Here is a 26017-nt window from a genome sequence, read left to right as displayed (position 1 = left end):
ATTCTCCTTTATAAACTATCTTTAATTTTTGTTTTTTATGATAAAATTATAAAATAAAAAATTTAAAGGTTTGTTTAATGAAACAAGAAGTGAGTAGTTTTTGGTATACTCCTAAAGGATATAAGGGTATAGGTTTGATGGAATTATTATCGATAAAATCTTTTTTGGATAATAATTATAAATTTATACTTTACACTTATAATCTTGATGATAAAATTTTTAATCAATTGGATAAAATATTTAATGATTTTGAACTTAAAGATGCAAATGAAATAATTCCCTTTGATGAGTATTTTAACGACGATAGAGGAGCTGGAGTAGCTGCTTTTAGTGATTATTTTAGATATAAAATGCTCTATACTAGGGGGGGGGTATGGGTGGATCTTGATATGATCTGTTTGCACCATATCAATTTAGATCAAGAATATATTTTTTCTCAAGAAATTGATGAGGATGAAAATCATCCAAGAATTACCACTTCTTTTTTAAAATTTCCAAAAAATTGTGATTTTGGAAAAATTCTTATAAATAAAGCTGAAAAAATTATAGATCATAAAAAGCAAATTCCATGGGGAGTTATAGGTCCTTCATTTTTAGCAGAATGGGTTGAAAAAAACCAACTTAAAAAATATGCTTGGGATTATAAAAAAACTTGTCAAATTCCTTGGTTAAAAGCTAAAGATTTTATTGAAAAAAATGTTGTTTTAGATACAAATCAGCCATTTATTCATCTTTTTTCAGAAATGTGGAGATGTAATAAAATGAATAAAAATTGTTTTTACAAAAATGGAATTTATGCATGTTTGCTTAAAAGATATGGTATTGATATTCTTATTTTAGATATAGGTTATAAATTAACATTAAAAGATCGTTTTTATATCGGAATAAAAATTTTTGAAAAATTAAGATTTTATATTCGCCATCCAAAAAAACTTTTTAAAAAAGATAGCCATGCCTAAAATTTCCATCATACTTCCAACTTATAATGTAGAACCATATATAGAAAGAGCTTTACAAAGTTGCATAAATCAGACTTTTAAAGATATAGAAATTATAGTAGTAGATGATTGTGGTAATGATAAAAGTATAGAAATTGCTAAAGACTATGCTAACAAAGATGAAAGAATAAAAATAATCCATAATGAAAAAAATCTAGGCACTTTTGCAAGTCGAAATATAGGTGTTTTTAATTCAAATGCGGATTATATCATGTTTTTAGATCCGGATGATTATTTAGAGTTAAATGCTTGTGAAATATGCTTAATAAATATAAAAGATAATAATTTATTACAATTTGGTTTTAAAAAAAATGAAAGTAATAAAATCTCTTTTTTATATCCAAAAGTAAAAAATTATGAGGAATTTGAAAAAAAAATCAATCAATTTTTCTATATGCCTTGGAATTTATGGTTTTTAATGGTCAAAAAAGATTTTTTTATTAAAAGAATTCAAAAGATTCATCGTAGATTTGTTTATGCTGAGGATATGTTGGTTTATATTTTGTTGATTAATGAAAAAATGATTTTTATAAAAGATTGTCTTTATAATTATATTATTCGCAAAAGCTCTATTTGCAGAGAGAATGGTCAAAAATATGATATTTATTTAGAGGATTTGTATTTTGTCCTTGAGATAATTAAAAAAATGGATTTAAAAAAGAATATCTTAAAGTATTATTCTTATTTTATCAAAATGAATATCTGTCGGTTTTTATATAAAAGTCACAAAATTTCTTATTTAAAATATAAATTTTTAAAAAAGAAAGAGAAATTTAAAAAAATATGCTATATTTTGCTATTTAAGATTTCAAGATTAAGAAGATATAGATGAATAATCCTTTAATAAGCATTATCATTCCAATTTATAATGTAGAATCCTATTTAAAAGAATGTTTAGATAGTGTGATAAATCAAACATATGAAAATTTAGATATCATTTTAGTTGATGATGGAAGCAATGATAGAAGTTTAGAAATAGCTTTAGAATATCTTCAAAAAGATGAAAGAATTTTTCTTATTTCAAAAGAAAATAGTGGATTAAGCTCGGCTAGAAATGTAGGATTAGAGTTTATAAGAGGAACTAAACTTAGAGCCTTTTTTGAAGATAATAAAGAAGAAGATATTGTATCTTTTGAAAAAACTCATACTTTTAAAAAAAATACAAAAATAGTAAAAAAAGAAGATATAAAAGTAAATTTTAAACAAATTCAAAAAAGATATATTAAAACCAATTTAGAGAATATTAATGAATTTATAATACAAGAATTACCTAATTCTATAATACATTTTTTAGATTCTGATGATTATTTTTTAAAAGATTGTATAAAATTATGTATTCAAAATATGATTGAAAAAGATTTAGATATTTGTGTGCATAATTTTGATGAATTTCATGAAAATGATTTTAAATTTATAAAAAATCCCGATACAAATTTGATGAGCAAAAGCAAAAAAGATTTTTATGAAAATGGTTTAAAATTGTTACAAGAAAATAATTTTCTTAGTTTTTATTTTGCTTGGCAGGGAGCTTTTAATGCTGTTATCTTAAATGATTATATTCTTCGTTTTACTCATGGAATTTACCATGAAGATCATGATTTTGGAACTATTTTATTTTGCTTAGCTAAAAAAATATATTATATAGATGAAACCTCAATGATTTATCGAATAAGAGATAATTCTATTATAAATTGCAAGGAAACTAGCATCCCTAAAAAATTACCTAAAAATTTAGAACCCTTAAGAAAATATTTTGATAATTATCAAGAACTTAGAGAATACTTTAAAATGTATTGCCTTTTGATTATTGCAAAACAAATTTTTATATTTAATTTAAAAAGTAAAAATAAATTTATAAGTAAAAGTGTTAAGAGGTATTATTATATTTATTTTGATCAAAAATTTTATAATGATCCTTTAAATTTAGAAGAAATGATTAAATTTTTTATAAAAAGATTAATTTTATATAGAAGATATATGAAATTAAGATTTTATATTCGCCATCCAAAAAAACTTTTTAAAAAAGATAACCATGCCTAAAATTTCCATCATACTTCCAACTTATAATGTAGAACTATTTAAAATTAAATAAGCTTAGAGATAAATATTATTTTAAATCATTTTTAAAATTTTGAATTAGATCTGTGTTTAAAATAAAGAAATTTTAAGGCAAAATTATTAAGATAAAAAGAGAAGTTTAAAAATTCTGAAATCAATTAAAAATGATTTTTGGGAATTTAACGAAAAGTTTTTTAAATTTTGGAAAAAGAAATTAAAAGTTTAGAGAGAAGGTTATAAAATATTATTTGTTTTTTATATATAAAATTGCTATTAAAGATTAATAATTTAAGGAAATATTAATGAAAGGTATTGTTTTAGCCGGTGGCTCTGGAACGAGATTGTATCCTTGTACATTAGGTATATGTAAACAATTGTTGCCAATATATGATAAGCCGATGATTTACTATCCTATTTCTGTTTTAATGCTATCAAAAATTAGGGAAGTTTTGATTATATCCACACCAAAAGATATCGCAAGATTTAAAGAGATATTTGGCAAGGGTGATTTTTTAGGAATGAAGATAGATTATTTAATTCAAGAAAATCCTGATGGTCTAGCTCAAGGTTTAGTATTGGCAAAAGATTTTATAAGCAATGACAACATTGCATTGATTTTAGGTGATAATATATTTTATGGACAAGGTTTTAGTGATATTTTAGAGAATGCCAAAAATGATGTTAAAAATGGATATGCGAGTATATTTTCTTATCATGTTAAAGATCCAGAAAGATTTGGTGTTGTTGAAATGGATAAAAACGGAAATGTTTTAAGTTTAGAGGAAAAACCAAAAAAACCAAAGAGTAACTATGCGGCAACTGGTTTATATTTTTATGACAATGAAGCTATATATATAGCAAAAAATATAAAACCAAGCCAAAGAGGTGAGCTTGAGATTACTGATGTAAATATAGAATATTTAAGATTAAATAGGTTAAAATCACAAATATTAGGTAGAGGGTTTGCTTGGATAGATACTGGAACCCATGATAGTCTTATAGAGGCTAGCTCTTTTGTGCAAACTATAGAATTGAGGCAAGGGTATAAAATAGCTTGCTTAGAAGAAATAGCTTATAATAATGGATGGATAAATAACGAAGTATTATCACAAAGAGCGAAATTGTTAAGCAAAAGTAGTTACGGAATTTATCTAAATAGATTACTAAATCAAGGAAAATAATGTATATTTTAGTTACGGGTGGGGCAGGTTTTATAGGATCTAATTTTTTACTTTACTTATTTGAGCAAGAAGAAAATATAAAAGTTATCAACTTAGATCTTTTAACCTATGCTAGCAATTCATCAAATTTAAGTTCATTAAAAGAAAATCCTAACTATATTTTTATACATGGAGATATAAGTAATACTTCTTTGGTTGGAGAAATTTTTAATAAATATAAAATAAAAGCTGTGATAAATTTTGCAGCGGAATCTCATGTGGATAATTCTATAAAAAATCCTGATATATTTATAAAAACAAATATATATGGCACTTGGAATTTATTAAACACAGCTTATAAGACTTGGTTTGTTGAGCCTTTTGTAAAAAAAACAGAATTTAAAGAAACTTTATTTTATCAAATAAGCACAGATGAAGTTTATGGTTCTTTAGGAAAAATTGGGAAATTTGCAGAAGATAGTATTTATGCCCCAAATTCTCCATATTCGGCTTCAAAGGCAAGTTGTGACATGTTGGTTAGAAGTTATCATCATACTTATGGTTTAAATGCAGTTATTTCAAATTGTTCAAACAACTATGGACCTTTTCAGCATGACGAAAAGCTTATACCTACTATTATAAGAAATGCTTTAAGTGGTAATAAAATACCTATATATGGAAATGGTAAAAACATAAGAGATTGGTTGTATGTAAAAGACCATTGTATTGCCATAAAGCAAATATATAATCATGCTTTATCTAAAATAAAGATAGAAAATTCTTATTTTGATACTTTTAATATAGGCGGCAATGAAGAATGGCAAAATATAGATATAGCAAATAAAATATGTCAATATTTAGATAAAATATTACCTAAATCAAGCACATATAAAGATCAAATTTCTTTTGTTAAGGATAGGGCTGGACATGATAAAAGATATGCCATAGATTCTACAAAACTACAAAATATCATAGGATGGAAACCTAACGAAAAATTTGAAAGTGGTTTAGAAAAGACTATAAATTGGTATATCAAGAAGTATAAAGGATAGAGTTTGGATTGTAAAATTTTAAATTTTCAAAATAGAAAAGATGATAGAGGTTCTTTAATTGTGCTTGAAAATTTAAAAGAGGTTCCATTTGAGATAAAAAGGGTGTATTATATATTTGATACAGATCCAAAATTTCCAAGAGGAGCTCATGCTCATAAAAATTTAGAACAAATTCTTATAATGATGTGTGGTTCTTGTGACATAGTGCTGGATAATGGAAAAAAAAAGAAAAAAATATGCTTAAATCGTCCAGATGTCGGGCTTTATATAGGAAAAAATATATGGCGTGAGATGAAAAATTTTTCCTATGGGGCGAAATTACTAGTTTTAGCTAGTGATTTTTATGATGAAAAAGAATATATAAGAGATTATAATGAATTTTTAAAGGTTTTAAATGCAAAATAGGGATATAGAAAAATATAGTCAAGATTATATAAATAATGAGTATAATTTTGAAGAAATAATGGTTCATTATAGAAGAAAAAAAGTATTAGAAACTTTAAACAAATATAATCCTAAAAATATTTTAGAGATAGGATGTGGAACGGATTCTATTTTTAATTATTATAAAAATTTTAACAAAGTGATTATAATAGAACCTTCTGATATATTTTTTAATAAGGCTATAAGAGATCTTGAAAATCACAATATAGAAATTTTTAATGATTTTTTAGAAAATAAAGTGAATTTGTTAAAAAAAAATCATAATTTTGATTTTATAATATGTAGCGGCTTATTGCACGAAGTAAACAACCCAGATGGTTTTTTAAAAGATATTTTGAAAGTATGTAATAAAGGGACTATAATTCATATAAATGTTCCAAACTCAAAATCTTTTCATTTGCTTTGGGCTTATAAAAGTGGTTTGATAAATAAACTTGGAAATTTGACAAATACAGCTATAAAATTTCAGCAAAATACAACATTTGATTTAAATAAACTCACACAATTCGTAAAAAATCATATTGGGGGGGGGTGTATGATATTAGATAGTGGCTCATATTTTATAAAACCATTTAATCATGCTAAAATGTCATTATGTTTAGAAAATAAAATTTTAGATGAAAAATTGTTAGATGGATTATATAAATTAAGTGATTATATGCCTGAATTTGGTGCTGAAATTTTTGTAGATATAAAAATAGTATGATAGTTAAAAAATATACCAAAAATGATTTTATAATATGGAATGAATTTAATAAAAATTCTAAAAATGGTTTGTTTATGTTTGATAGAAATTATATGGATTATCATTCTGATAGATTTATTGATCATTCATTGATGTTTTATGAAGGCGAAAAACTCCTCACATTGCTTCCTTTAAATCAAAAAGATGGTGTTTTGCATTCTCATCAAGGATTGACTTTTGGTGGATTTATCTGTGATAATAAAATGCAACAAAATAAAATGCTAGAATGTTTTAATGTTTTATTAGATTATATGAAAAACAATAAATTTGAAAAACTTATTTATAAAAGTATTCCTTATATATATCATAAAAAAGCATCTCAAGAGGATTTATATGCTCTATTTTTAAATAATGCACAATTATATAGAATCGATTGTTCTAGTGTAATTTATTTGGACAATTATAGCTTTGCAAAAGGAAGAAAATATCAAATTTCAAAAGCAAAAAAAGAGAATATTGCAATAGAAGAAACAAATGATTTTAAAGGTTTTTTAGTATTGTTAAATGAAGTTTTATCAAAACAGCATAATGCTAAAGCTGTTCATAATGTAGATGAGTTAGTATTATTAAAATCAAGATTTCCTGAAAATATAAAGCTTTTTGTGGCTAAAAAAGACGAGACGATAGTAGCAGGAACTTTACTTTTTGTTTATGAGAATTTGGTTCATACTCAGTATTTGGCAAATAGTGATTATGGTAGAGAATATGGTGCTTTAGATTTATTGTTAAAATTTTTAATAGAAAAATATTCCAAAGATAAAAAATATTTTGATTTTGGAATTTCAAATGAAAATAATGGTTTATATCTAAACAAGGGTCTTATTTTTCAAAAAGAAAGTTTTGGTGCAAGAACCATGGCGCATAACTTTTGGGAAATAAAACTGTAAAGGAAATTTATATGGAATTGGGCGCTAGATATATAAGTTGTTCAAGGAATTTGAATGACTAATGTTATTACATTTGGAACGTTTGATTTATTTCATTATGGCCATTTAAGAATTTTAGAAAGAGCAAAAATACTCGGAGATAGATTGATTGTGGGCGTATCTTCGGATGAATTAAATTATAGGAAAAAAAATAGATATCCTTTAATTTCTGAAGAATATAGATGTCATATTATCAATTCATTAAAATGTGTTGATGAAGTTTTTTTAGAAAAATCTTTAGAATTAAAAAGGGATTATATAAGGCAATATAGGGCTAATATTTTAGTTATGGGAGATGATTGGAAAGGTAAATTTGATCATCTTAAATGTATTTGCGATGTTATATATCTTCCTAGAACAGTAAATATTTCAACTTCGTGCTTAATAGAGCAGATAAGGAGGAATAGCAAATGAGAATTAAATTTGTACAAGATTGTATTGATTTGATTAGATTAAAAGAAACTAATTTTATAATCATACATTTTAAATATTTACTACGCTCTATAAAATTAAAATTAAAATTAAAAAAAATCAAAACCAAATCTAAGATTAAAATTGCTTTTTTGTGTATGTATTCTACAGATATTCAAAATATTTCTATTTTTGATAAATTATTAAACAATTCAAAATTTGATCCTTATTTTATAGTAAATCCAGACTGCTCAAGAAGTGATAAAAATTTAATTCATCAATATGATAAAACTTTTAATGAACTGGTTCAAATATATGGAACTAAAAAAGTTTTACATGGGTATATAGCAGATGAAAATAAATTTATAGATTATTCATCCGAATTTGATATCATGACAACAAATAATCCATATGATAGTATGTCACATACATTTTTTAAAATTGAATATTGGATTAAAAAAAACATTCCAGTATTTTATATCAGTTATTTTTATTCAGGACGATGCATAATAACAATTCAAAATTTACGGCTATATTATTTAAATTATTTATGGATTTGGTTTGTTGAAAATAAAGAAGTATTAAGATTAGCAAATAAATATAGAATTAAAAAAGCAAAAAATTTATATTTATCTGGATACCCTAAAATGGATAAATTTTTTAATTATTTAAAAAAGGGACAAGATAAAAAAAATATTATAATTGCACCTCATCATACTATACAAAACTCTGGTTTTAAAATAGGTAATTTTTTAAAATATTATAATTTATTTTTAGAGTTGCCAAAAAAATATCCATATATAAATTTTATTTTTAGACCCCATCCTTTGCTTATTTATAATTTAAAAAACAATATTTGGGGTGAAGAAAAAACTAATAATTATTTAAATAAATTATTATCGCACAAAAATATTGTTTTATCAGAGCAAGGAGATTATTTGAAATTATTTTCAGAATCTGATGGATTAATACATGATTGTGGTTCGTTTATGGCTGAATATCTTTATTTAAAAAGACCAGTTGCTTTTATGATGAGTTGTGATACAAATAATATACTTACAGATTTTGGCAAGAAATGTATTCAATCGCATTATTGTCTTTTTCAAGAAGGAGATTTTTATGATTTTATTGAAAATGTAGTATTAGGAGATAGAGATTATAAAAAATATTTTAGAAATGATTTTGTTAATAATGAAGTTGCAATTAATTATCCATATTCTACACAAATAATTTATAATAAAATTTTAAAGGAATTATCATGATTTCAATTCTAACTCCATGTTTTAATCATGAAAAATATATTAAATATTATTTACAAAGTGTTTTAGAGCAAAGTTTTCAAGATTTTGAACTCATTATTGTGGATGATTATTCAACTGATAATAGTATTCAAGAAATTCAAAAATTTAATGATTCTAGAATAAAACTCATAAAACATGAATTTAATAAAGGTATAAATGCAACATTAAATACAGCCTTTGAAAATTCAAATGGAGAATACATAGTACTTTGTGCAAGTGATGATATATTGGAAAAAAATGCCTTAGAAGTTATATATCAAACATTTAAAGATAGTGATGTGGATGTGATATATCCAAATATCAGTATAATAGATGAAAATAATGTTTTTCAGAAAAAAAATCGATATTCTAGTAAAGAAAATATTGATATTTTAAACCATATCTTTTTTAAGGGCAATTGTTTAGCTTCTGTGGGTATGTCTATTAGAACAACTTTTTTTAAAAAAATATATCCTTTAGATAATTCTATGTGCAATCACCAAGATACTAAAATGCATGTAGAATTAATTTTAAATAATTCTAAAATTTTATTTTTAAAAGAGCATTTGATACAATATAGAATATCAAGTGAAAGTGCAAGTATAAGTGCTAGGATAGACTCTACAATTATAAGAGAAAATTTGGAAATCAATTTTTTAATGGATTCTTTTTTAAAAATCAAAGATGAAAAATTATTAGAAAATATATTTAAGAATGAAATAGAAAAAACCAAGATTAAGCCTTATGGCAATACTTTAGAATTTTTTTTAGGTCGAATGGCTCTGGAGTCTGAAGATAAATTTAGAAAAATTTGGGGTTATCATAAGATAATGAAATTCTATAATGAAATAAATAATGTAAAAATATTAAATGAAAAGTATAATTTTACTTTCAAAGATTATTTAGCTTTGGTAAAATTATTTAAAAGTGAAAAATTTTTTAAAAAATATAAAAAATACAAACGAGTATCATTTATTTTAATATATATTATTGTATTTGAATTAATTGTTATAGGTATATTATCATGGTTAATTTTTTAGATCTTTATAAAATAAATCATCGTTTTGATAAAGAAATTAAACAAATTTTTAACGATGTTTTGCAAAGCGGCTGGTATATACTTGGAAAACAATGTGGAAATTTTGAAAAAAAATTTGCACAATATTGTGGTGTTAAACATTGTATTGGTGTAGCAAATGGTCTTGATGCATTAAGGCTTATTATAAAAGCTTATGAATTTTGTAAAGATGATGAAATAATAGTTCCTGCAAATACTTATATAGCTTCTATTTTAGCAATTACAGATAATCATTGTAAACCTATTTTTATAGAACCTGATATAAATACTTATAATATAAATCCGAATTTAATTGAGCAAAAAATCACGAGTAAAACAAAAGCTATAATGGTAGTCCATCTTTATGGACAAGTGTGTAATATGGATGCTATTCAAAATATAGCAAAAAAATATAATCTTAAAATAATAGAAGATTGTGCACAAGCTCATGGAGCAATTTATAAAAATAAAAAAGTTGGAAATTTAGGTGATGCTGCCGGTTTTTCTTTTTATCCTGGTAAAAATTTAGGTGCTTTAGGAGATGGTGGTTGTATTTGTACAAATGATGATATATTAGCTACAAAAATAAGAGCTTTATCTAATTATGGATCTTTAAAAAAATATGAAAATGCATATCAAGGATTGAATTCAAGACTAGATGAAATTCAAGCAGGAATTTTAAACATAAAATTGCAATATTTAAATGAAGATAATAATAAAAGAAAAAATATAGCCAAATATTATTTAGAAAATATAAAAAATGAAAATATCATATTACCTCATAATCAATTTGATCATGTATGGCATTTGTTTGTAATTAGAACAAAATTTAGAAATAATTTACAAAAATACCTAAATGAAAAAAATATACAAACCATTATTCATTATCCTATACCTCCACATAAGCAAGAGTGTTATAAAGAATTTAACGATTTATCATTGCCTACAACAGAGAAAATACATAATGAAGTTTTATCATTACCTATATCACCCGTTATGACACAAGATGAAATTGAAAAAATAGTTACTGTTTTAAATGATTGGAAAATTGATTGTAATATAATAAAACAAAAAATGGATGGAATATAAATAGATATATTAAGCAATTGGTAATGGAAATGAAATGAAATTTTTAATTATAAATCTTAAAAAAGCAACCCAAAGAAAAAAATATATAAGTCAATTATGTCAAAAATATAAACTTGATTATGAAATTATTGAAGCAGTTGATGGAAAAACTATAGACAAAAATGAGTATTTAAATATAGTTGATTATGATAAAATGCTTAATTTTCATAAAAGAAAATTGGGTCTTGGGGAGCTTGGTTGCTCTTTATCTCATAAAAAATGTTATGAAAAAATGTTACGAGAGGATGTAAATCATGCTATTATTTTAGAAGATGATGCATATTTTGATGAAAGATTACTTAATTTTTTAAAATATATCAATGAATTCCCTAAAGATCTAGAGCTTTTATTACTAGGTCATCAAAGACAAGTTTATAATGATGATGGCTTTAGGATAGAAAGTCCATATTCAAGAAGATTTGTAAAAAAAATTGCAAATTATAAAATTCGCCGCTTGATTAGCAGAGGTAATGGTACTTATGGTTATTTTATAACTAAAAATGGAGCTTTGAAATTGCTCTCTCATTTAAAAAAAATGTATTTACCTATAGATGCTCTTACTTGCAATGAAAAGGTTCTAAATACTTATGCCTTATTTCCAGTATTGATTTGCGCACATGAAAATTTTATGCTTGAAAGTTCCACTCAAGATGATAAAAAATTTCTTAAAAAAAGAAGTAAAATAAGTAAGTATATTAAAAAATTTCATATTTTTATAAAATATTTTTTTCCTAGTTTAAGAAAGATTAAGCCTTATAAAAATACTTGATTGTTAAGCTTAAAATATAAAAAAGTCTATTTGATATACTTCCAAAAAGTATATTGAGCATATAATTTTGCAATTATAAATCCATTTTTTCCCTCTAAAAAACCTAACTTTATAAAATAAAGTTTAAAAAAAGTCCAGTAAGGATTTATTATAGCTTTTATAAAATTATTTTTCTTGGGATTTAAACTCGAATAAATATTTTGTTTATTTATAAATTGCTCTATACTTTCATATGCATAATGTAAAAAATAGTGTTGTAAAAATCCTATTTTTTCTTTGCAAATTATACTTTCATGGACTTCTCTTTCATTAAATTTTGCATATTTTTTATGAAATAATCTTATATTATAATCCGGATATAAGCCCATTCTTGTTATGGCCTTTCCAAAGAAAAAATTTAATCTTGCTACTTTGTATGCTTTAAATATAGGATTTTTTATAGTTTGTAAAACTTCTTTTTCTAATTTTTTTGTAAAAATTTCATCGCTATCGAGTATGAACACCCATTCGTTAGTTGTTTTATCAACACCAAATTGTTTTTGTTTTGCAAAACCAAGCCAATTTTGATGAAAAATTTTTACATTGTCAAAAGTATTTGCAATTTTTAAACTATCATCTGTACTCCCACTATCTACTATAATTACTTCATTGGCAAATTGAACACTTTTTAGTACTTCTTGGAGGTATCTTTGACTATTGAATGTTAAAATTACAATTGAAAGATTCATAAATAGATCTCCTCTTTATAGCTTGAAAAGCGACGATGAAAGAAGAAATATTCATCAGGTTTAAATTTAATCATTTCTTCGCAACAATTTGCTTGATAAAGCGTAAGTTCTTCAATACTTTTTTCTAAAGGATCCATAGTTTTAAAAAATCGGATATGAAATTTTTTATCCTTACCTTGATATACAAAAGCAGGTAAAATCAAAGCCTTTGTTCTTTGTGCTAAAACACTAGCGCCCATTTGGTAATTAACTTTTTTACCAAAAAAATCAAGTTTTATACTTTCATTATCTGTGCAATCTTGATCAGTGAGTATGCCCAATGCTCTATTATTTTTAATCGCATTTAGCATTTTTCTTAAACCGCCTTGTTTTTCGATAAGTTCTATGTCAAATTGGGTACGATTTTTAGCTAAAATAGAATCCATTTTTTGGCTTTCTAGTTTTCTTCCAACTATAGAAATTGCTCCAAATTTAGCAGCATAAGCAAGACTTAGAAGTTCCCAATTCCCATAATGTGCAGTTGTAAATATAATACCTCTTTGGCTTTTTAAAGCTTCATTTAATATTTTTTCATTATCAATAACGATTTTATTTAAGATTTTTTCCTTGCTTGTGTTTTGATTTTTAATACAATCTAATCCAAAATTAGCAAAATTGCGATAAATTTGAAAAGAGAGTTGATCTCTTTGGAGTTGATTTTTTTCAGGAAAGCAAATTTGAAGATTGATGTCTATAATTTTTCTATGTTTATGATTGAACTTAAAAACGATTTTTGCAACGATAAAAGCTAAAAAATTGAGAATAAAATTGGGCATAATTATCACTAAAAATTTAAGTATATAATAAGCAAAAAGATAAAGCCAATCTTTATTTTTCATCAAAAATTTCCTTGATTAGTTTTAAAATATCCTCTTCTTCTATACGCATGATACAAAAATCACTTTTATCGATATGCTTAGAATTTGTGATTTTTTTGCCTGCATCTATGATTTTATTAATACTTGTTTTATAAGCATTTCTATAGCTTGGAGTCGCTCCAAATATCGTGATAGAAGGTCTATTTAAGGCAAAAGCAAGATGGGTTGGACCACTATCATTACCTATGATTAAATCCATTGTTTTTGTAAATGCCATAAGTTCTTCTAGGTTAAATTTTGGAGCAAGTTCTATATTTTTTTCATCAATTGCACTTAAATTGATAACATCTTTAGCAAATTCAAATTCTTTAACATTTCCCCAAGATAAGAAAATTTTAGCTTCAGGAAATTCTTGGATGATAAGTTTGCAAAGTAGGGTAACTTTTGTTTTAGGGTAAATTTTATTTTCTACACTTGAACCAACATGTATGAGTATATTTTTTTTATTTTGATCAATTTTTAATTTTTTAGATAAAAGTTGTTTTAAATTTTCATCCACGTAAAAAACATCTTTTTTAAAAGCTAAATCTTTTGGATTAAAATCCTCATTAAGGGTAAAAGAAGCAAGGTTTAAATATCTTACAAATACATTTTCATTATAATCTATGTTTAATTTTTGATTATAAAAATTATGTGCAAAACTTTCTTTTAGGCTATTTTGATCAAAGCCAAAATTATTGCGGCTTAAAATTCGACTTACTATAGCTGATTTTATAAGCCCTTGCAAATCAATAACAGCGGTATAATTATTTTTTCTAGCCTTAAGTAAAATTTTTAAGCTTTTAAAAAAATGCTTATCTTTTAAGGGTAAAGCATAAAGCTTATCAATTAGCGGATGGTTTTTGAGTATGCCTTTAAATTTTTCATCTACAAACCAATGAATTTCTATATCTTTTTTAAAATTTTTAATAAATTGAAGTACTACAGCACTTTGTATAATATCGCCTAAAGCGGATAAACGAACGATTGCTATTTTCATCCAAACCCATATTGTGATTTTTTTGCTATGATTTTAACAAATAATTTTACAAAAGAAGGTTAAATTATGATTAAAAATGAAGGCTATATTTGTATTTTTGATTGCGAGAGTATCCCTGATGTTGATTTAATCCGTAAAACTTTAGCTTTTAAAGGGAGTGATTTAGAGGTAAGTTTAAAAGCTTTAGAATGGCAAAAAGAACAAAGTGGGAATGAATTTTTACCCTTGCCTTATCATAAAATTGTAAGTATTTGTGCGGTAATTGCTGATAATTTTGGTAAATTTATTAAAGTCAATAAAATAGATGGCGACAATGAAAAAGAAATGATTGATAATTTTTTTTCTTTTATTGAAAAGCATGAACCAAAATTAGTCAGTTATAATGGAAAAAATTTTGATATGCCTTTATTGGTTTTAAGGGCTTTAAAATATAATATTAAAGCAGCAAATTATCTTGATACCCAAAGCGATAAATGGAATAATTATAAAACGCGTTTTTCAGAACTTAAACATTGTGATTTATTTGAAAGTTTTGGAGGATTTAGAGGGATGAAGCTTGATGTGCTTTGTGCTATGGCTGATTTGCCAGGAAAATATGATGTGCATGGTAATGAGGTGATGAGTTTATATTATGAAGATAAACTCGAAAAAATTCATGAGTATTGTGAAAGCGATGTTTTAAACACTTATATGCTTTTTTTAAAATATGAATTGATTAAAGCAAATATCAATGATGAAGATTATGTTTGCTTTTTAGATAATATGAGTGAATTTTTAAAAACAAAAAAAACTGATCGCTCTTATGTTGAAGTCTTTTGTAAAGCGTGCGAAAATGAAATTTCTAAGATACAATTTTAATCGTTAAAATAAATATATTAGAATTTAATCAAGTTATTTAGTAATTAAGAAAGGAAAAAAATGAAAATTCTTATCAGTGGTGGTGCAGGATATATTGGCTCTCACACTTTAAGACAGTTTTTAAAAACAGAACATGAACTTTGTGTTTTAGATAATCTTTCTAAGGGATCAAAAATTGCAATTAATGATTTACAAAATATAAGAGATTTTAAATTTTTTGAATTGGATTTGAGTGATTTTAAAGAAGTAAAATCTTTATTTGAAAAGGAAAAATTTGATGCAATTGTTCATTTTGCAGCAAGTATAGAAGTTTTTGAAAGCACTCAAAACCCTTTAAAATATTATATGAATAATACAATAAATACAACCAATTTAATTAAAACTTGCATAGAAACAGGTGTGAATAAATTTATCTTTTCTTCTACGGCTGCAACTTATGGCGAACCTCAAACTCCTGTTGTAAGTGAAAATAGTCCTTTAGCGCCTATTAATCCTTATGGTAGAAGCAAATTAATGAGTGAAGAGGTTTTAAGGGATGCTAATAAAGCTCATCCTGAATTTAAGTACTGTATTTTAAGATATTTTAATGTTGCGGGTGCTTGCATGGATTTTAACATAGGACAACGCTATCCAAAAGCAACTTTACTTATAAAAGTAGCAGCAGAATGTGCAGCAAAGAAACGCGAAAAAATGTTTATTTTTGGCGATGATTATGATACAAAAGATGGAACTTGTATAAGAGATTATATCCATGTTGATGATATTTCAAGTGCGCATTTAGCTGCTTTAGAATATTTACAAAATAACGAAAGCAATATTTTTAATGTGGGTTATGGCCATGGTTTTAGTGTAAAAGAAGTAATTGAGTCTATGAAAAGGGTGACTGGAGTAGATTTTAAAGTAGAGCTTGCTCCACGTAGAGAAGGGGATCCAAGTGTTTTAATTTCTGATGCACAAAAAATCAGAACTTTAACTTCTTGGCAGCCAAAATTTGATGATTTAGATTTAATCTGTAAATCAGCTTACGATTGGGAAAAACAGTGCTAAAAAGGCTATTTTTTATTTTAAGTAAAGAGGATAAAAAATTTTTATTTTCTTTGCTTTTTTTTTCAGTTTTAATTTCTTTTATAGAAAGTTTTGCAATCTCTTTGGTAATGCCTTTTATCACTTTAGCAAGTGATTTTTCATATTTTGATCGCAATCATTATTTGATAGAAATTAAAAATTATCTAGCTTTGCCAACATTTAAAATCATTGTTTATTTTGGTTTTATATTGATTGTTTTTTATGTTTTAAGAGCTTTTTTAAATAGCTATTATTTTCATTTATTGGCCAAATTTTCTAAAGGAAGATATCATAATATAGCCTATAAAGTTTTTGCAAAATTTTTAAATATTAATTATGAAAATTTTACTCAAAAAAATCAATCTGAAATTTTAAAATCTATTACAGGAGAAGTTTATAATTTAAGCACAATGATTTCTTCGTTTTTATTAATGATGAGTGAAATTTTTGTTGTAATACTACTTTATATTTTAATGCTTTTGATTAATTATAAAATTACCTTATTTCTAAGTATTTTTATGATTTTTAATGCACTTATTTTAATTAAAATTCTAAGTCCTATTATTAAAAAAGCAGGACTTAAACGCGAAGAAGCGATGAAAAATTTTTTTGAAATTTTAAATACTAATTTAAATAATTTTAAACTCATTAAACTTAAAACCAAGGAGGATGGAATTTTAAATCTTTTTAAAGCTCAAAGCGAAGCTTTTGCTAAGGCAAATATTACCAATGAAAGCATGAGCGCTATTCCTAGAATTTATTTAGAGGGTGTGGGTTTTTGTATCCTTGTTTTTATAGTTATTTTTTTGGTTTTAAAAAATGAAAGCGATATTTCTGGTATTTTAGCTACAATTTCTATTTTTGTTTTAGCACTTTATCGTTTAATGCCGAGTGCAAATCGTATTATTACGAGTTATCATGATTTGATTTATTATCGCTCTTCCTTGGATATTATTTATCAAATCTTTAAGCAAGAGGAAGAAAATTTAGGCGATGAGGAAATTTCTTTTAAAAAAGAACTTAGACTTGAAAATTTAAGTTTTGGCTATAAGGGTAAAAAAAATCTTTTTAACGGTTTAAATTTAGAAATAAAAAAAGGTGAAAAAATCGCTTTCATTGGAGAGAGTGGTTGTGGCAAAAGTACTTTGGTGGATATTATTTTAGGACTTTTAAGTCCAAAAGAGGGAAAAGTTTTAGTTGATGAGGTAGAATTAAATTCTAAAAATGCAAAAAAATATCGACAAAAAATAGGCTATATACCTCAAAATATTTATCTTTTTAATGATAGCATTGCTAAAAATATTAGTTTTGCAGATGAGCTTGATGAAGATAAGCTTTTTAGAGTGATTAAGCAAGCAAATTTAGAGCATTTTATTAAACACCTTCCTGAAGGAATTTGGACAAAAGTTGGAGATGGTGGAAGCAATTTAAGTGGAGGGCAAAAGCAACGTATAGCTATCGCTAGAGCTTTGTACTTAGAACCTGAAATTTTAGTTCTTGATGAAGCAACATCGGCACTTGATAGTAAAAGCGAAGCTAAGATTATGGATGAAATTTATAAAATTTCAAAAGATAAAACGATGATTGTCATCGCGCATCGTCTTTCCACTATAACAAATTGTGATAGTATTTATCGTTTAGAACATGGTGAGTTGATTAAGGAAAATTAAGTGAAAATTACTTTTATTATAGCAACTTTAAATTCAGGTGGAGCGGAGCGTGTTTTAGTAACTTTAGCAAATGCCTTTTGCAAGGAACATGAGGTTAGTATCATAAAATTTCATCAAGGAGATTCTTTTTATCCATTGGAAAATAATATCAATCTTAAAACTTTACCTGATTTTAGATTTGATACAATTTATCATAAAATTATAAGTCGTTTTAAAAAAATTTTTACATTAAGAAAATTTTTAAAGCAAACTCCAAGCGATGTGTTTATTTCTTTTTTAGATACTACAAATATAGCTTGCATTATTGCCACAATTGGACTTAATACACCACTTATTATTAGCGAGCATAGTAACCAAGCTTATCTAAAATCTAAAATATGGAGATTTTTAAGGCGTTTAACTTACCCTTATTGCAATGCTTTGAGTGTTTTAGGAAGTAGTGACAAATTTTATTATCAAAAATTTGTCAAAAAAGTTGAGCTTTTATTAAATCCTTGCCATTTTAGTGCTGAAATTTCACTTCAATCTTCTTTTGAAAAAGAAAATTTGATCCTTTTTGTAAGTCGCTTAGATGCAAATAAAAATCCTATGATGTTTTTAAAAGCTATAGATAAAATAGATCAAAATACGCAAAAAAAATATCGTTTTTTGATAGCAGGTGATGGAGAATTAAGATCAATACTTGAAAAAAAAGCCAAAAAGATGCACGCAAATATAGAATTTTTAGGTAAAGTGGAAAATATTAAAGAACTTTATAAAAAAGCTAAAATACTTTGTCTTTGTTCCTTTGTTGAAGGATTGCCAACCGTACTTATAGAAAGTTTGTATTTTGATGTGTGTCGAATTTCAACTTTATATCATGATGGCTCTAAGGATTTGATTGAGGATGGTAAAGATGGTATTTTAGTAGAATGTGATAATGAAGAAATGTTGGCAAAAAAAATTGAATTAGTTTTGCAAAATGAAGATTTTAGATTAAATTTAGTGCAAAATGCTAAAAAAAGATGTATCAATTTTGATATTAACGAGATAAAACAACAATGGCTAAAATTGATTAAAGAGGTTATTTATGCCTAAAATTTCGATTATAGTTCCTACTTTTAAACGTCCAAAATTGCTTAAAAAAGCTATCAAAAGCATTCAAATGCAAAACTACGAAGACTTAGAAATTATTATTAGTGATGATCATTCTGGCGATGAAACAAAAGATATAGTCCAAGAAATGCAAAAACAAGATAAACGTATAAAATATTTTTTAAATGATAAATACAAAGCTGGGCCAAATGGAAATAAAAACAATGGTTTAGATCATGCTAGTGGAGATTTTGTAAGTTTTTTAGATGATGATGATGAACTTTTACCTAACGCTTTGGAAAAATTAATGCAAAAAATTGACAAAGGGTATTCTCATGTTATTGGAAATTGTTTTATAGAAAAAGAAGGGAAATTAACTCAAGAATTTAGCGGAAGAGGTTTAGATAAAGATCAAGAACTTTGTAAAAAAGATTTTTTGATGGGAAAAATTCATGGAGAGTTTTTTTCTATTTTTAAAAAATCTTTGTTGAAAAATCAGCGTTTTAATGAGGAATTTTACGGGAATGAAGCGACACTTTGGGTGCATTTATACAAGGAAAAAACTTTTTATATTCATCAGGCTTTTCGAATTTATCGTTTAAACAGAAGTGATAGTGTAACTTTAGCTGCAAGTAAAAATGCTATTAGAGTTTATCTTGGTTATTTGGAACTTGCGAAAATTTTGGAAAATGAGTTAGAGCAAACAGGAGATAAAGATTACAAAAATATTTGTGCAAGTTATTATAAAATGGCGGCATACTATGCAAAACTTGGAGGAAATTTTAAAGAGCTTTATCGCTGTTTGTTTAAAAGTTTAAGTATTAAGATAAATGCACCCGCTTTAATATTACTGATTTTAAGTATAATTCCAAGTAGTATGATTAAAAAATTATCTAAAATACGGACATGTTTATGCAAAAATTAGCAATTTTTATCTATTCTTTAGGAAGTGGCGGAGCTGAAAGGGTTGTGGCAACTTTACTTCCTATGTTAAATCTTAAATTTGAAGTACATTTGATTTTGATGAATGAAAAGATTTCTTATGAAATATCAAAATGCAATATACATTTTCTAGAGCATTCTAAGCCCAATGAAAATGCAATTTTAAAATTCATCAAACTTCCATTTTTAGCTTTAAAATATAAAAAAATGTGTAAAAAATTAAACATAAATACTGAATTTGTATTTTTAAATCGTCCAAATTATATAGCTTTAATGGCAAGAATTTTTGGAAACAAAACTCGCCTTATTATTAATGAATGCACTACTCCAAGCGTGATGTATAAAAAAAAGAATTTTAATTCTTGGGCTAATAAATTTTTGATTTCTTGTTTATATCCTAAGGCAGATTTAATTTTGCCAAATTCTAAAGGAAATTTAGAGGATTTGATCCAAAACTTTAATATCAGAAAAGATCAATGCAAAATTTTATATAACGCTATAGATTTAGAAAATATAGAAAAAAAATCTGAAGAAGAAATTACCTTAAAAGATAAATTTATTTTAAGTGTTGGAAGATTAGATGCTGGAAAAAATCATGCTTTGCTTATTCGTGCTTATGCAAGATTGAAAACAGATTTGAAACTTGTGATTTTAGGTGAAGGAATTTTAAAAAATGAATTAGAAAAACTGATACAAGAGCTTGATTTAGAAAATAAAGTTTTACTTTTAGGCTTTGATAATAATCCTTATAAATATATGAGCAAATGTGAGTTTTTTGCATTTGCTTCCATATTTGAAGGCTTTTCAAATGTTTTAATTGAAAGTTTAGCTTGTGGATGTGCTGTAGTGTGCACTGATCATAAAAGTGGAGCTAAAGAGCTTTTTGGAAATAATAAATTTGGATTGTTGGTAGAGGTAAATAATGAAAATTCTATGTTTGAAGGCTTAAAGACAATGTTAGAGGATGAAAATTTAAGACGAGCTTATAAAAATAAAGCTAAAAATAGAGCTCTTGATTTTGATAAAGTTAAAATTGCGCGAAATGCTCTAGAATATTTAATAGGATAAAGTATGTTTAAAAAAGAATATTTCAAAAATCCTAACACGATTTTATTTTTAATGATTTTGGGTGCTTATCTTTTCAGTATAGCTTGTAGATTTTTTTGGGTGATCTGGGCGAGTCAATTTAATGAGTATTTTTTTAATCATCAATTAATGATAACTTCAAATGATGGCTATGCCTTTGCAGAGGGAGCAAGGGATATGATAGCAGGATTTCATCAGCCTAATGATTTATCTTATTATGACGCTTCTTTATCGGCGCTTACTTATTGGATTTATAAAATTACTCCTTTTAGTCTTGAAACAATTATTTTATATTTGAGTGTTTTTTTATCTTCATTGGTTGTTATACCTATTATTTTAATTGCAAATGAGTATAAATGTTCTTTTGCGGGTTTTATAGCCGCATTATTAGCAAGTATAGCTAATAGTTATTACAACAGAACAATGGCTGGATATTATGATACAGATATGCTTGTTGTTGTTTTACCTCTTTTTGTTTTATTTTTTATGATAAGGTTGGTTTTAAGAAGAGATTTATTTTCTTTGATATACCTTCCTTTTTTTATTAGAATTTATCTTTGGTGGTATCCTTCAAGCTATACTTTAAACGTTAGTTTGATAGGATTTTTCTTATTTTATTCTTTAATTTTCCATAAAAAAGAAACTATTTTTTATATAAGTATTATTTTGATGTTAATTACTTTGTCTAATATTGCTTGGTATTATCAAAGTTCTATTATTGTTTTGTTATTTTATTTTTATGCATTTAAAAGAGAATATTTTAAAATAAAATTTTTAATTGTATTAGGAATTCTCACTTTTATTTTTCTAATTATTAGCGGTGGAATAGATCCTATACTTTATCAGCTTAAATTTTATATTTTTAGATCAGATGAAAGTGTTAATTTAACACATGGTTTTGTATATTTTAATGTTAATCAAACCATACAAGAGGTTGAAAGCATTGATTTTAGCGTTTTTATGCAAAGAATTAGTGGTAGTGAATTTGTATTTGTATTTTCTGTAATCGGTTTTATTATATTTATTTTTGCGCATAGAAGTATGATTTTAAGTTTGCCTATACTTTTTTTAGGTTTCTTAGCTTTAAAAAGTGGACTTCGTTTTACAATTTATGCCGTTCCTATTTTAGCTTTTGGTTTTGGTTATTTGATTTATTATTTTAAAGAATATAATTTTAAGAAAAAAAAGAATTTAATAAATATCTTACTTGCTCTTTTTGTTTTTTTATGTTTAAGTCCAATATTTATTCATATCAATTTTTATAGGGCTCCAACAGTTTTTTCTAAAAATGAAGCAACTCAATTAGATCAATTGAAAAAAATTGCAAACAGGGAGGATTATGTCGTTGCTTGGTGGGATTATGGTTATCCTATCCGTTATTATAGTGATGTCAAAACCTTAGTAGATGGTGGAAAGCATTTAGGAAAAGATAACTTTTTTCCTTCATTTATTTTAACTAAAGACCAGAGATCTGCAGCTAATATGGCAAGATTAAGTGTTGAATATACAGAAAAAAGTTTTTATGCTCCTAGCGATAGTCTTTTAAGAAAAGATATTTTACAAGCGATGATGAAAGATTACAACAACAGCAATGTTGATTTATTTTTGTATTCTTTATCTAAGCCAGATTTTAAAATCGATACTCCAAAAACAAGGGATGTTTATATATATATGCCTTTTAGAATGGCATCTATTTTTCAAACTGTTTCTAGTTTTTCTTTGATTAATCTTGATAATGGAAAATTTAATCAACCATTTATTTTTAGTACAGCTTATCCTTTAAGCAAGAATGATGGAGAAATTATTTTAAGCAATGGGGTTTCTTTAAGCGACGATTTTAGGAGTTTAAAATTTAATAATAGTGATTCAGTGGAGATTCATAGTTTTATAGAAATAAATTCGCTGCAGCAAAATAATTATAAGGAAATTCCGATCAATGAAAATGGGCAATATTATCTTTTTTATATAAAAAATAGTTCTATTCCATATATACAATTTATATTAATGGATAAGATTATGTTTGATAGTGCTTTTGTACAAATGTTTTTTTTGGGAAATTATGATAAAAACTTGTTTGATTTAGTGATTAATACCCAAGATGTTAAAATTTTTAAATTAAAAATTTAGGTTTTATTAGTATGAAAATAGGTTTTTTATCTCATGCAGGGGCAAGTATATATCATTTTAGAATGCCAATTATTAAGGCTTTGATAAATCAAGGCCATGAAATTTTTATCATAGTTCCAAAAGATGAATATACGCAAAAACTTCAAGAATTAGGTTTAAATCTTGTTATTTATAATTTTTCAAGATCTAGTTTAAATCCTTTTGTAGTTTTTAAAAATTTTTTTCATTTGAAAAAGGTACTGAAAAATTTGAATTTAGATCTTATTCAATGTGCTGCACACAAAAGCAATACTTTTGGAATTATAGCTGCTAGATTGGCCAAAATTCAATTTATTTTTGGCTTGGTTGAGGGTCTGGGTTCTTTTTATATTGATAATAATTTTAAAAGCAAAATAATAAGATGGAGTATAAATTTATTATATAAAATTTCTTTTAAGCTCGCTAATGGTTTTATATTTGTCAATGAGAGCAATGCTTTTTTTATGAAAAATTTAGGACTTGAGCAAAAAAAAATTTTCATCATTAAATCAGTTGGTATTGATCTTAAAAAATTTTTTCCTATAAAAATTAAACATGAGTCAAAAAGAATTTTTTGGCAAAATCTAAATATAGATGAAAAACCTATTATTTTAATGATAGCAAGAGCTCTATGGCACAAAGGAATTAAGGAATTTTATGAGAGTGCAAGTTTGTTAAAAGAACGAGCTAATTTTATTTTAGTAGGAGGAAGAGATGACAATCCTTCTTGTGCGAGTTTGGAGTTTTTAAATTCAGGTTACGTACATTATTTAGGTCCTAGAAATGATATAGTGGAATTATTGAGAAATTGTGATATTTTTGTTTTGCCAAGCTATAAAGAAGGATTTCCCGTGAGTGTTTTAGAAGCTAAAGCTTGTGGAAAAGCTATTGTGGTAAGCGATTGCGAAGGATGTATAGAAGCAATTTCAAACGCTTATGATGGACTTTGGTTTCAAACTAGGGATGCTAAAGATTTGAGCGCTAAAATTGAACTTTTATTAAACGATGAAAAATTAAAGGATAATTTAGGAGTAAATGCGGCTAAAGATGCTTTAAAGTATGATGAAAATATTATAGCTCAGCGTTATCTGGAAATTTATAAAAAGGTAATTAAAAATGTATAATCATTTTTTTAAGAGAATTTTTGATTTTTGTTTGGCTTTATTCTTACTTGCATTATTTTTTCCTATTATTTTTGTAACAGCTTTGCTTTTAAAGCTAACTCAAGGAAGTGTTATTTTTACACAATATAGACCCGGTTTAAATGAAAAAATTTTTAAAATTTATAAATTTAAAACAATGAGCGATGAAAAAGATGAAAATGGAGAGCTTTTACCAGATGAAAAGCGTTTAAAGGCTTTTGGAAAACTTGTAAGATCTTTAAGTTTAGATGAACTTTTGCAACTTTTTAATGTTTTAAAAGGCGATATGAGTTTCGTTGGACCTCGTCCTTTGTTAGTGGAGTATTTACCTCTTTATAATGCAAAACAAAAATTACGTCATAATGTACGTCCAGGTATTACAGGATGGGCGCAGGTAAATGGTAGAAATGCTATTTCTTGGGAAAAGAAATTTGAACTTGATGTGTATTATGTCGAAAATCTGTGTTTTTTGCTTGACTTAAAGATTATGTTTTTAACTGCTTTAAAAGTTTTAAAAAGAAGTGGAGTAAGTAAAGAAGGACATGTTACTACAGAGAAATTTAATGGCAAAAACTGAAAAAATCTATATTTATGGAGCTGGTGGTCATGGGTTGGTTTGTGAAGATGTTGCCTTAAGCTTAGGCTATAAAGAGTGTATTTTCTTAGATGATTTTAAGGGAAAGCCTTTTGATCCTAATTTGGAAAAATATGATTTTTTTATTGCCATAGGAAATAATCAACTAAGAAAAGAATTTTTTGAAAAAGTTTCTATAAATGGTTTTAAAATAGTTAATCTCATCCACCCAAGTGCGATTATTAGCCCTAGTGCTTTCTTAGAGGAAAATGCTGGAATTTTAATCATGCCTCATGTTGTAGTTAATGCAAGAGCAAAAATTTCAAAAGGAGTGATTTTAAATACTTCAAGCGTGATTGAGCATGAGTGTGAAATAGGAGAATTTTCTCATATTAGTGTTGGAGCTAAATGTGCAGGTAATGTAAAAATAGGAAAAAATTGTCTTTTGGGAATTAATTCTTGTGTTTTGCCAAATTTAAAATTGGCTGATGATAGTATTTTAGGTGGAGGAGCAACTTTGATTAAAAGCCAAGATGAAAAAGGTGTTTTTGTAGGAACACCTTCAAGAAGGATAGATGAGGTTTATTGAATATGATTTTATCATCTTGTATAGCAAATCTTTCATTTTGGAATGGATTGTTATAAATTTAGCAAGCATTTATCTTATGTGCTATATGTTTGCTTTGAAAAATTCTCTAAAACATGAATTTCTTGTTGGCCTTAAAGTGAATTCAAATTCTAATGTTAGTAAGTTTGAAAAATATATTAAGTATCGTTATGTTCTTTAATGGTTTGATAGGAATTTGGTG

At 25.6% G+C, this 26017-nt stretch carries 27 protein-coding genes; 24 read left to right on the top strand and 3 right to left on the bottom strand.

The annotated features are described in order from the left end of the window. The first annotated feature begins 77 nt into the window (after nucleotides 1-77). The 13 genes from CMOL_RS04280 to CMOL_RS04220 all read left to right on the top strand — a co-directional run bounded on the left by CMOL_RS04280 (nucleotide 78) and on the right by CMOL_RS04220 (nucleotide 12028). Complete coding sequence (locus CMOL_RS04280) at nucleotides 78-959, top strand: glycosyltransferase (protein WP_239819858.1); 882 nt, start codon at nucleotides 78-80, stop codon at nucleotides 957-959. Next, nucleotides 952-1830 carry a glycosyltransferase family 2 protein gene (locus tag CMOL_RS04275; protein ID WP_239819857.1) on the top strand — a complete coding sequence of 293 codons (879 nt, stop codon included), beginning with the start codon at nucleotides 952-954 and terminating at the stop codon, nucleotides 1828-1830. Before CMOL_RS04280 ends, CMOL_RS04275 begins: the two co-directional genes overlap by 8 nt. Next, on the top strand, nucleotides 1827-3038 hold the full coding sequence (locus tag CMOL_RS04270) for a glycosyltransferase family 2 protein (protein WP_239819856.1): 1212 nt from the start codon (nucleotides 1827-1829) through the stop codon (nucleotides 3036-3038). Before CMOL_RS04275 ends, CMOL_RS04270 begins: the two co-directional genes overlap by 4 nt. A gap of 320 nt (nucleotides 3039-3358) precedes the next feature. Continuing rightward, nucleotides 3359-4237, top strand: coding sequence for a glucose-1-phosphate thymidylyltransferase RfbA (gene rfbA, locus CMOL_RS04265; protein WP_239819855.1), 879 nt, complete (start codon nucleotides 3359-3361; stop codon nucleotides 4235-4237). Beyond that, nucleotides 4237-5268 carry a dTDP-glucose 4,6-dehydratase gene (rfbB, locus tag CMOL_RS04260; protein ID WP_239819854.1) on the top strand — a complete coding sequence of 344 codons (1032 nt, stop codon included), beginning with the start codon at nucleotides 4237-4239 and terminating at the stop codon, nucleotides 5266-5268. Before rfbA ends, rfbB begins: the two co-directional genes overlap by 1 nt. 3 nt (nucleotides 5269-5271) lie before the next feature. Beyond that, nucleotides 5272-5673: a class E lipooligosaccharide biosynthesis 3,4-ketoisomerase WlaRB gene (gene wlaRB / locus CMOL_RS04255; protein ID WP_200281051.1), complete on the top strand. Its 402-nt coding sequence runs from the start codon at nucleotides 5272-5274 to the stop codon at nucleotides 5671-5673. Then, a complete protein-coding gene (locus CMOL_RS04250) occupies nucleotides 5663-6418 on the top strand; it encodes a class I SAM-dependent methyltransferase (protein WP_239819853.1) in 756 nt (251 codons plus the stop codon). The genes wlaRB and CMOL_RS04250 overlap by 11 nt, the downstream gene beginning before the upstream one ends. Continuing rightward, a complete protein-coding gene (locus CMOL_RS04245) occupies nucleotides 6415-7344 on the top strand; it encodes a GNAT family N-acetyltransferase (protein ID WP_200281053.1) in 930 nt (309 codons plus the stop codon). The genes CMOL_RS04250 and CMOL_RS04245 overlap by 4 nt, the downstream gene beginning before the upstream one ends. A gap of 54 nt (nucleotides 7345-7398) precedes the next feature. Continuing rightward, nucleotides 7399-7797: an FAD synthase family protein gene (locus CMOL_RS04240; RefSeq protein WP_239819852.1), complete on the top strand. Its 399-nt coding sequence runs from the start codon at nucleotides 7399-7401 to the stop codon at nucleotides 7795-7797. After that, the gene (locus tag CMOL_RS04235; RefSeq protein ID WP_239819851.1) at nucleotides 7794-9056 is read left to right on the top strand and encodes a CDP-glycerol glycerophosphotransferase family protein; all 1263 of its coding nucleotides are present in this window, start codon (nucleotides 7794-7796) and stop codon (nucleotides 9054-9056) included. Before CMOL_RS04240 ends, CMOL_RS04235 begins: the two co-directional genes overlap by 4 nt. Beyond that, nucleotides 9047-10114: a glycosyltransferase family 2 protein gene (locus CMOL_RS04230; RefSeq protein ID WP_239820754.1), complete on the top strand. Its 1068-nt coding sequence runs from the start codon at nucleotides 9047-9049 to the stop codon at nucleotides 10112-10114. The genes CMOL_RS04235 and CMOL_RS04230 overlap by 10 nt, the downstream gene beginning before the upstream one ends. Then, complete coding sequence (locus CMOL_RS04225) at nucleotides 10099-11220, top strand: DegT/DnrJ/EryC1/StrS family aminotransferase (protein WP_239819850.1); 1122 nt, start codon at nucleotides 10099-10101, stop codon at nucleotides 11218-11220. Before CMOL_RS04230 ends, CMOL_RS04225 begins: the two co-directional genes overlap by 16 nt. A gap of 34 nt (nucleotides 11221-11254) precedes the next feature. After that, a complete protein-coding gene (locus CMOL_RS04220) occupies nucleotides 11255-12028 on the top strand; it encodes a glycosyltransferase family 25 protein (RefSeq protein WP_239819849.1) in 774 nt (257 codons plus the stop codon). A gap of 26 nt (nucleotides 12029-12054) precedes the next feature. Here CMOL_RS04220 and CMOL_RS04215 read toward each other — a convergent pair whose 3' ends face one another. Genes CMOL_RS04215 through waaC form a run of 3 tightly spaced genes read right to left on the bottom strand, consistent with a single transcriptional unit; the run spans nucleotide 12055 to nucleotide 14652 of the window. Next, a complete protein-coding gene (locus tag CMOL_RS04215; protein ID WP_200280305.1) occupies nucleotides 12055-12756 on the bottom strand; it encodes a glycosyltransferase family 2 protein in 702 nt (233 codons plus the stop codon). Continuing rightward, nucleotides 12753-13634, bottom strand: a complete 882-nt coding sequence (locus CMOL_RS04210) for a lipid A biosynthesis lauroyl acyltransferase (RefSeq protein WP_239819848.1) — start codon at nucleotides 13632-13634, stop codon at nucleotides 12753-12755. Before CMOL_RS04210 ends, CMOL_RS04215 begins: the two co-directional genes overlap by 4 nt. Then, nucleotides 13624-14652 (bottom strand): lipopolysaccharide heptosyltransferase I, encoded by a 1029-nt coding sequence (gene waaC, locus CMOL_RS04205; RefSeq protein ID WP_239819847.1) that lies wholly within the window; start codon nucleotides 14650-14652, stop codon nucleotides 13624-13626. The genes CMOL_RS04210 and waaC overlap by 11 nt, the downstream gene beginning before the upstream one ends. Nucleotides 14653-14718: 66 nt before the next feature. On the opposite strand from waaC, the gene CMOL_RS04200 reads away from it, so the two are divergent. From CMOL_RS04200 to CMOL_RS04150, 11 genes are read left to right on the top strand one after another with little or no spacing between them, the layout of a single operon-like run. Further along, nucleotides 14719-15510, top strand: coding sequence for a 3'-5' exonuclease (locus CMOL_RS04200; RefSeq protein ID WP_239819846.1), 792 nt, complete (start codon nucleotides 14719-14721; stop codon nucleotides 15508-15510). A 60-nt stretch (nucleotides 15511-15570) separates the two neighbouring features. After that, nucleotides 15571-16557: a UDP-glucose 4-epimerase GalE gene (gene galE, locus CMOL_RS04195; RefSeq protein ID WP_200280317.1), complete on the top strand. Its 987-nt coding sequence runs from the start codon at nucleotides 15571-15573 to the stop codon at nucleotides 16555-16557. Next, the gene (pglK, locus tag CMOL_RS04190; protein ID WP_239819845.1) at nucleotides 16551-18245 is read left to right on the top strand and encodes a BC-type lipopolysaccharide transporter PglK; all 1695 of its coding nucleotides are present in this window, start codon (nucleotides 16551-16553) and stop codon (nucleotides 18243-18245) included. The genes galE and pglK overlap by 7 nt, the downstream gene beginning before the upstream one ends. Further along, nucleotides 18246-19322 (top strand): GalNAc-alpha-(1->4)-GalNAc-alpha-(1->3)-diNAcBac-PP-undecaprenol alpha-1,4-N-acetyl-D-galactosaminyltransferase, encoded by a 1077-nt coding sequence (gene pglH, locus CMOL_RS04185; protein ID WP_239819844.1) that lies wholly within the window; start codon nucleotides 18246-18248, stop codon nucleotides 19320-19322. Continuing rightward, nucleotides 19315-20244: a GalNAc(5)-diNAcBac-PP-undecaprenol beta-1,3-glucosyltransferase gene (gene pglI, locus CMOL_RS04180; protein WP_239819843.1), complete on the top strand. Its 930-nt coding sequence runs from the start codon at nucleotides 19315-19317 to the stop codon at nucleotides 20242-20244. Before pglH ends, pglI begins: the two co-directional genes overlap by 8 nt. Then, entirely contained in the window at nucleotides 20232-21329 is a 1098-nt protein-coding gene (pglJ, locus tag CMOL_RS04175) for an N-acetylgalactosamine-N,N'-diacetylbacillosaminyl-diphospho-undecaprenol 4-alpha-N-acetylgalactosaminyltransferase (RefSeq protein WP_239819842.1), read from the top strand. Before pglI ends, pglJ begins: the two co-directional genes overlap by 13 nt. A 3-nt stretch (nucleotides 21330-21332) precedes the next feature. Then, on the top strand, nucleotides 21333-23474 hold the full coding sequence (locus tag CMOL_RS04170) for an STT3 domain-containing protein (RefSeq protein WP_239819841.1): 2142 nt from the start codon (nucleotides 21333-21335) through the stop codon (nucleotides 23472-23474). 11 nt (nucleotides 23475-23485) lie between these two features. Beyond that, nucleotides 23486-24616: a glycosyltransferase family 4 protein gene (locus CMOL_RS04165; protein WP_239819840.1), complete on the top strand. Its 1131-nt coding sequence runs from the start codon at nucleotides 23486-23488 to the stop codon at nucleotides 24614-24616. Then, on the top strand, nucleotides 24609-25211 hold the full coding sequence (pglC, locus tag CMOL_RS04160) for an undecaprenyl phosphate N,N'-diacetylbacillosamine 1-phosphate transferase (protein ID WP_239819839.1): 603 nt from the start codon (nucleotides 24609-24611) through the stop codon (nucleotides 25209-25211). Before CMOL_RS04165 ends, pglC begins: the two co-directional genes overlap by 8 nt. Then, entirely contained in the window at nucleotides 25198-25797 is a 600-nt protein-coding gene (gene pglD, locus CMOL_RS04155; RefSeq protein ID WP_200280340.1) for a UDP-N-acetylbacillosamine N-acetyltransferase, read from the top strand. Before pglC ends, pglD begins: the two co-directional genes overlap by 14 nt. Continuing rightward, nucleotides 25784-25996, top strand: a complete 213-nt coding sequence (locus tag CMOL_RS04150; RefSeq protein WP_239819838.1) for a hypothetical protein — start codon at nucleotides 25784-25786, stop codon at nucleotides 25994-25996. The genes pglD and CMOL_RS04150 overlap by 14 nt, the downstream gene beginning before the upstream one ends. The last annotated feature ends 21 nt before the right edge of the window (nucleotides 25997-26017 follow it).

Source organism: Campylobacter sp. RM10537, assembly GCF_022369435.1.
Lineage (GTDB): Bacteria > Campylobacterota > Campylobacteria > Campylobacterales > Campylobacteraceae > Campylobacter_D > Campylobacter_D molothri.
The sequence above is the reverse complement of the archived record's forward strand: the minus strand, read 5'-3'. Positions and strand labels throughout refer to the sequence as shown.

Excerpts from the sequence above, each read along its gene's own strand:
- CMOL_RS04200 (WP_239819846.1), top strand. The coding sequence starts at position 14,719 with ATGATTAAAAATGAAGGCTATATTTGTATTTTTGATTGCGAGAGTATC.
- pglD (WP_200280340.1), top strand. The coding sequence starts at position 25,198 with ATGGCAAAAACTGAAAAAATCTATATTTATGGAGCTGGTGGTCATGGG.
- rfbB (WP_239819854.1), top strand. The coding sequence starts at position 4,237 with ATGTATATTTTAGTTACGGGTGGGGCAGGTTTTATAGGATCTAATTTT.
- CMOL_RS04235 (WP_239819851.1), top strand. The coding sequence starts at position 7,794 with ATGAGAATTAAATTTGTACAAGATTGTATTGATTTGATTAGATTAAAA.
- CMOL_RS04250 (WP_239819853.1), top strand. The coding sequence starts at position 5,663 with ATGCAAAATAGGGATATAGAAAAATATAGTCAAGATTATATAAATAAT.
- pglI (WP_239819843.1), top strand. The coding sequence starts at position 19,315 with ATGCCTAAAATTTCGATTATAGTTCCTACTTTTAAACGTCCAAAATTG.
- CMOL_RS04225 (WP_239819850.1), top strand. The coding sequence starts at position 10,099 with ATGGTTAATTTTTTAGATCTTTATAAAATAAATCATCGTTTTGATAAA.
- CMOL_RS04165 (WP_239819840.1), top strand. The coding sequence starts at position 23,486 with ATGAAAATAGGTTTTTTATCTCATGCAGGGGCAAGTATATATCATTTT.
- galE (WP_200280317.1), top strand. The coding sequence starts at position 15,571 with ATGAAAATTCTTATCAGTGGTGGTGCAGGATATATTGGCTCTCACACT.
- rfbA (WP_239819855.1), top strand. The coding sequence starts at position 3,359 with ATGAAAGGTATTGTTTTAGCCGGTGGCTCTGGAACGAGATTGTATCCT.
- pglC (WP_239819839.1), top strand. The coding sequence starts at position 24,609 with ATGTATAATCATTTTTTTAAGAGAATTTTTGATTTTTGTTTGGCTTTA.
- pglJ (WP_239819842.1), top strand. The coding sequence starts at position 20,232 with ATGCAAAAATTAGCAATTTTTATCTATTCTTTAGGAAGTGGCGGAGCT.
- CMOL_RS04275 (WP_239819857.1), top strand. The coding sequence starts at position 952 with ATGCCTAAAATTTCCATCATACTTCCAACTTATAATGTAGAACCATAT.
- CMOL_RS04270 (WP_239819856.1), top strand. The coding sequence starts at position 1,827 with ATGAATAATCCTTTAATAAGCATTATCATTCCAATTTATAATGTAGAA.
- CMOL_RS04170 (WP_239819841.1), top strand. The coding sequence starts at position 21,333 with ATGTTTAAAAAAGAATATTTCAAAAATCCTAACACGATTTTATTTTTA.
- CMOL_RS04220 (WP_239819849.1), top strand. The coding sequence starts at position 11,255 with ATGAAATTTTTAATTATAAATCTTAAAAAAGCAACCCAAAGAAAAAAA.
- CMOL_RS04280 (WP_239819858.1), top strand. The coding sequence starts at position 78 with ATGAAACAAGAAGTGAGTAGTTTTTGGTATACTCCTAAAGGATATAAG.
- CMOL_RS04240 (WP_239819852.1), top strand. The coding sequence starts at position 7,399 with ATGACTAATGTTATTACATTTGGAACGTTTGATTTATTTCATTATGGC.
- waaC (WP_239819847.1), bottom strand. The coding sequence starts at position 14,652 with ATGAAAATAGCAATCGTTCGTTTATCCGCTTTAGGCGATATTATACAA.
- CMOL_RS04245 (WP_200281053.1), top strand. The coding sequence starts at position 6,415 with ATGATAGTTAAAAAATATACCAAAAATGATTTTATAATATGGAATGAA.
- CMOL_RS04215 (WP_200280305.1), bottom strand. The coding sequence starts at position 12,756 with ATGAATCTTTCAATTGTAATTTTAACATTCAATAGTCAAAGATACCTC.
- CMOL_RS04150 (WP_239819838.1), top strand. The coding sequence starts at position 25,784 with ATGAGGTTTATTGAATATGATTTTATCATCTTGTATAGCAAATCTTTC.
- CMOL_RS04210 (WP_239819848.1), bottom strand. The coding sequence starts at position 13,634 with ATGAAAAATAAAGATTGGCTTTATCTTTTTGCTTATTATATACTTAAA.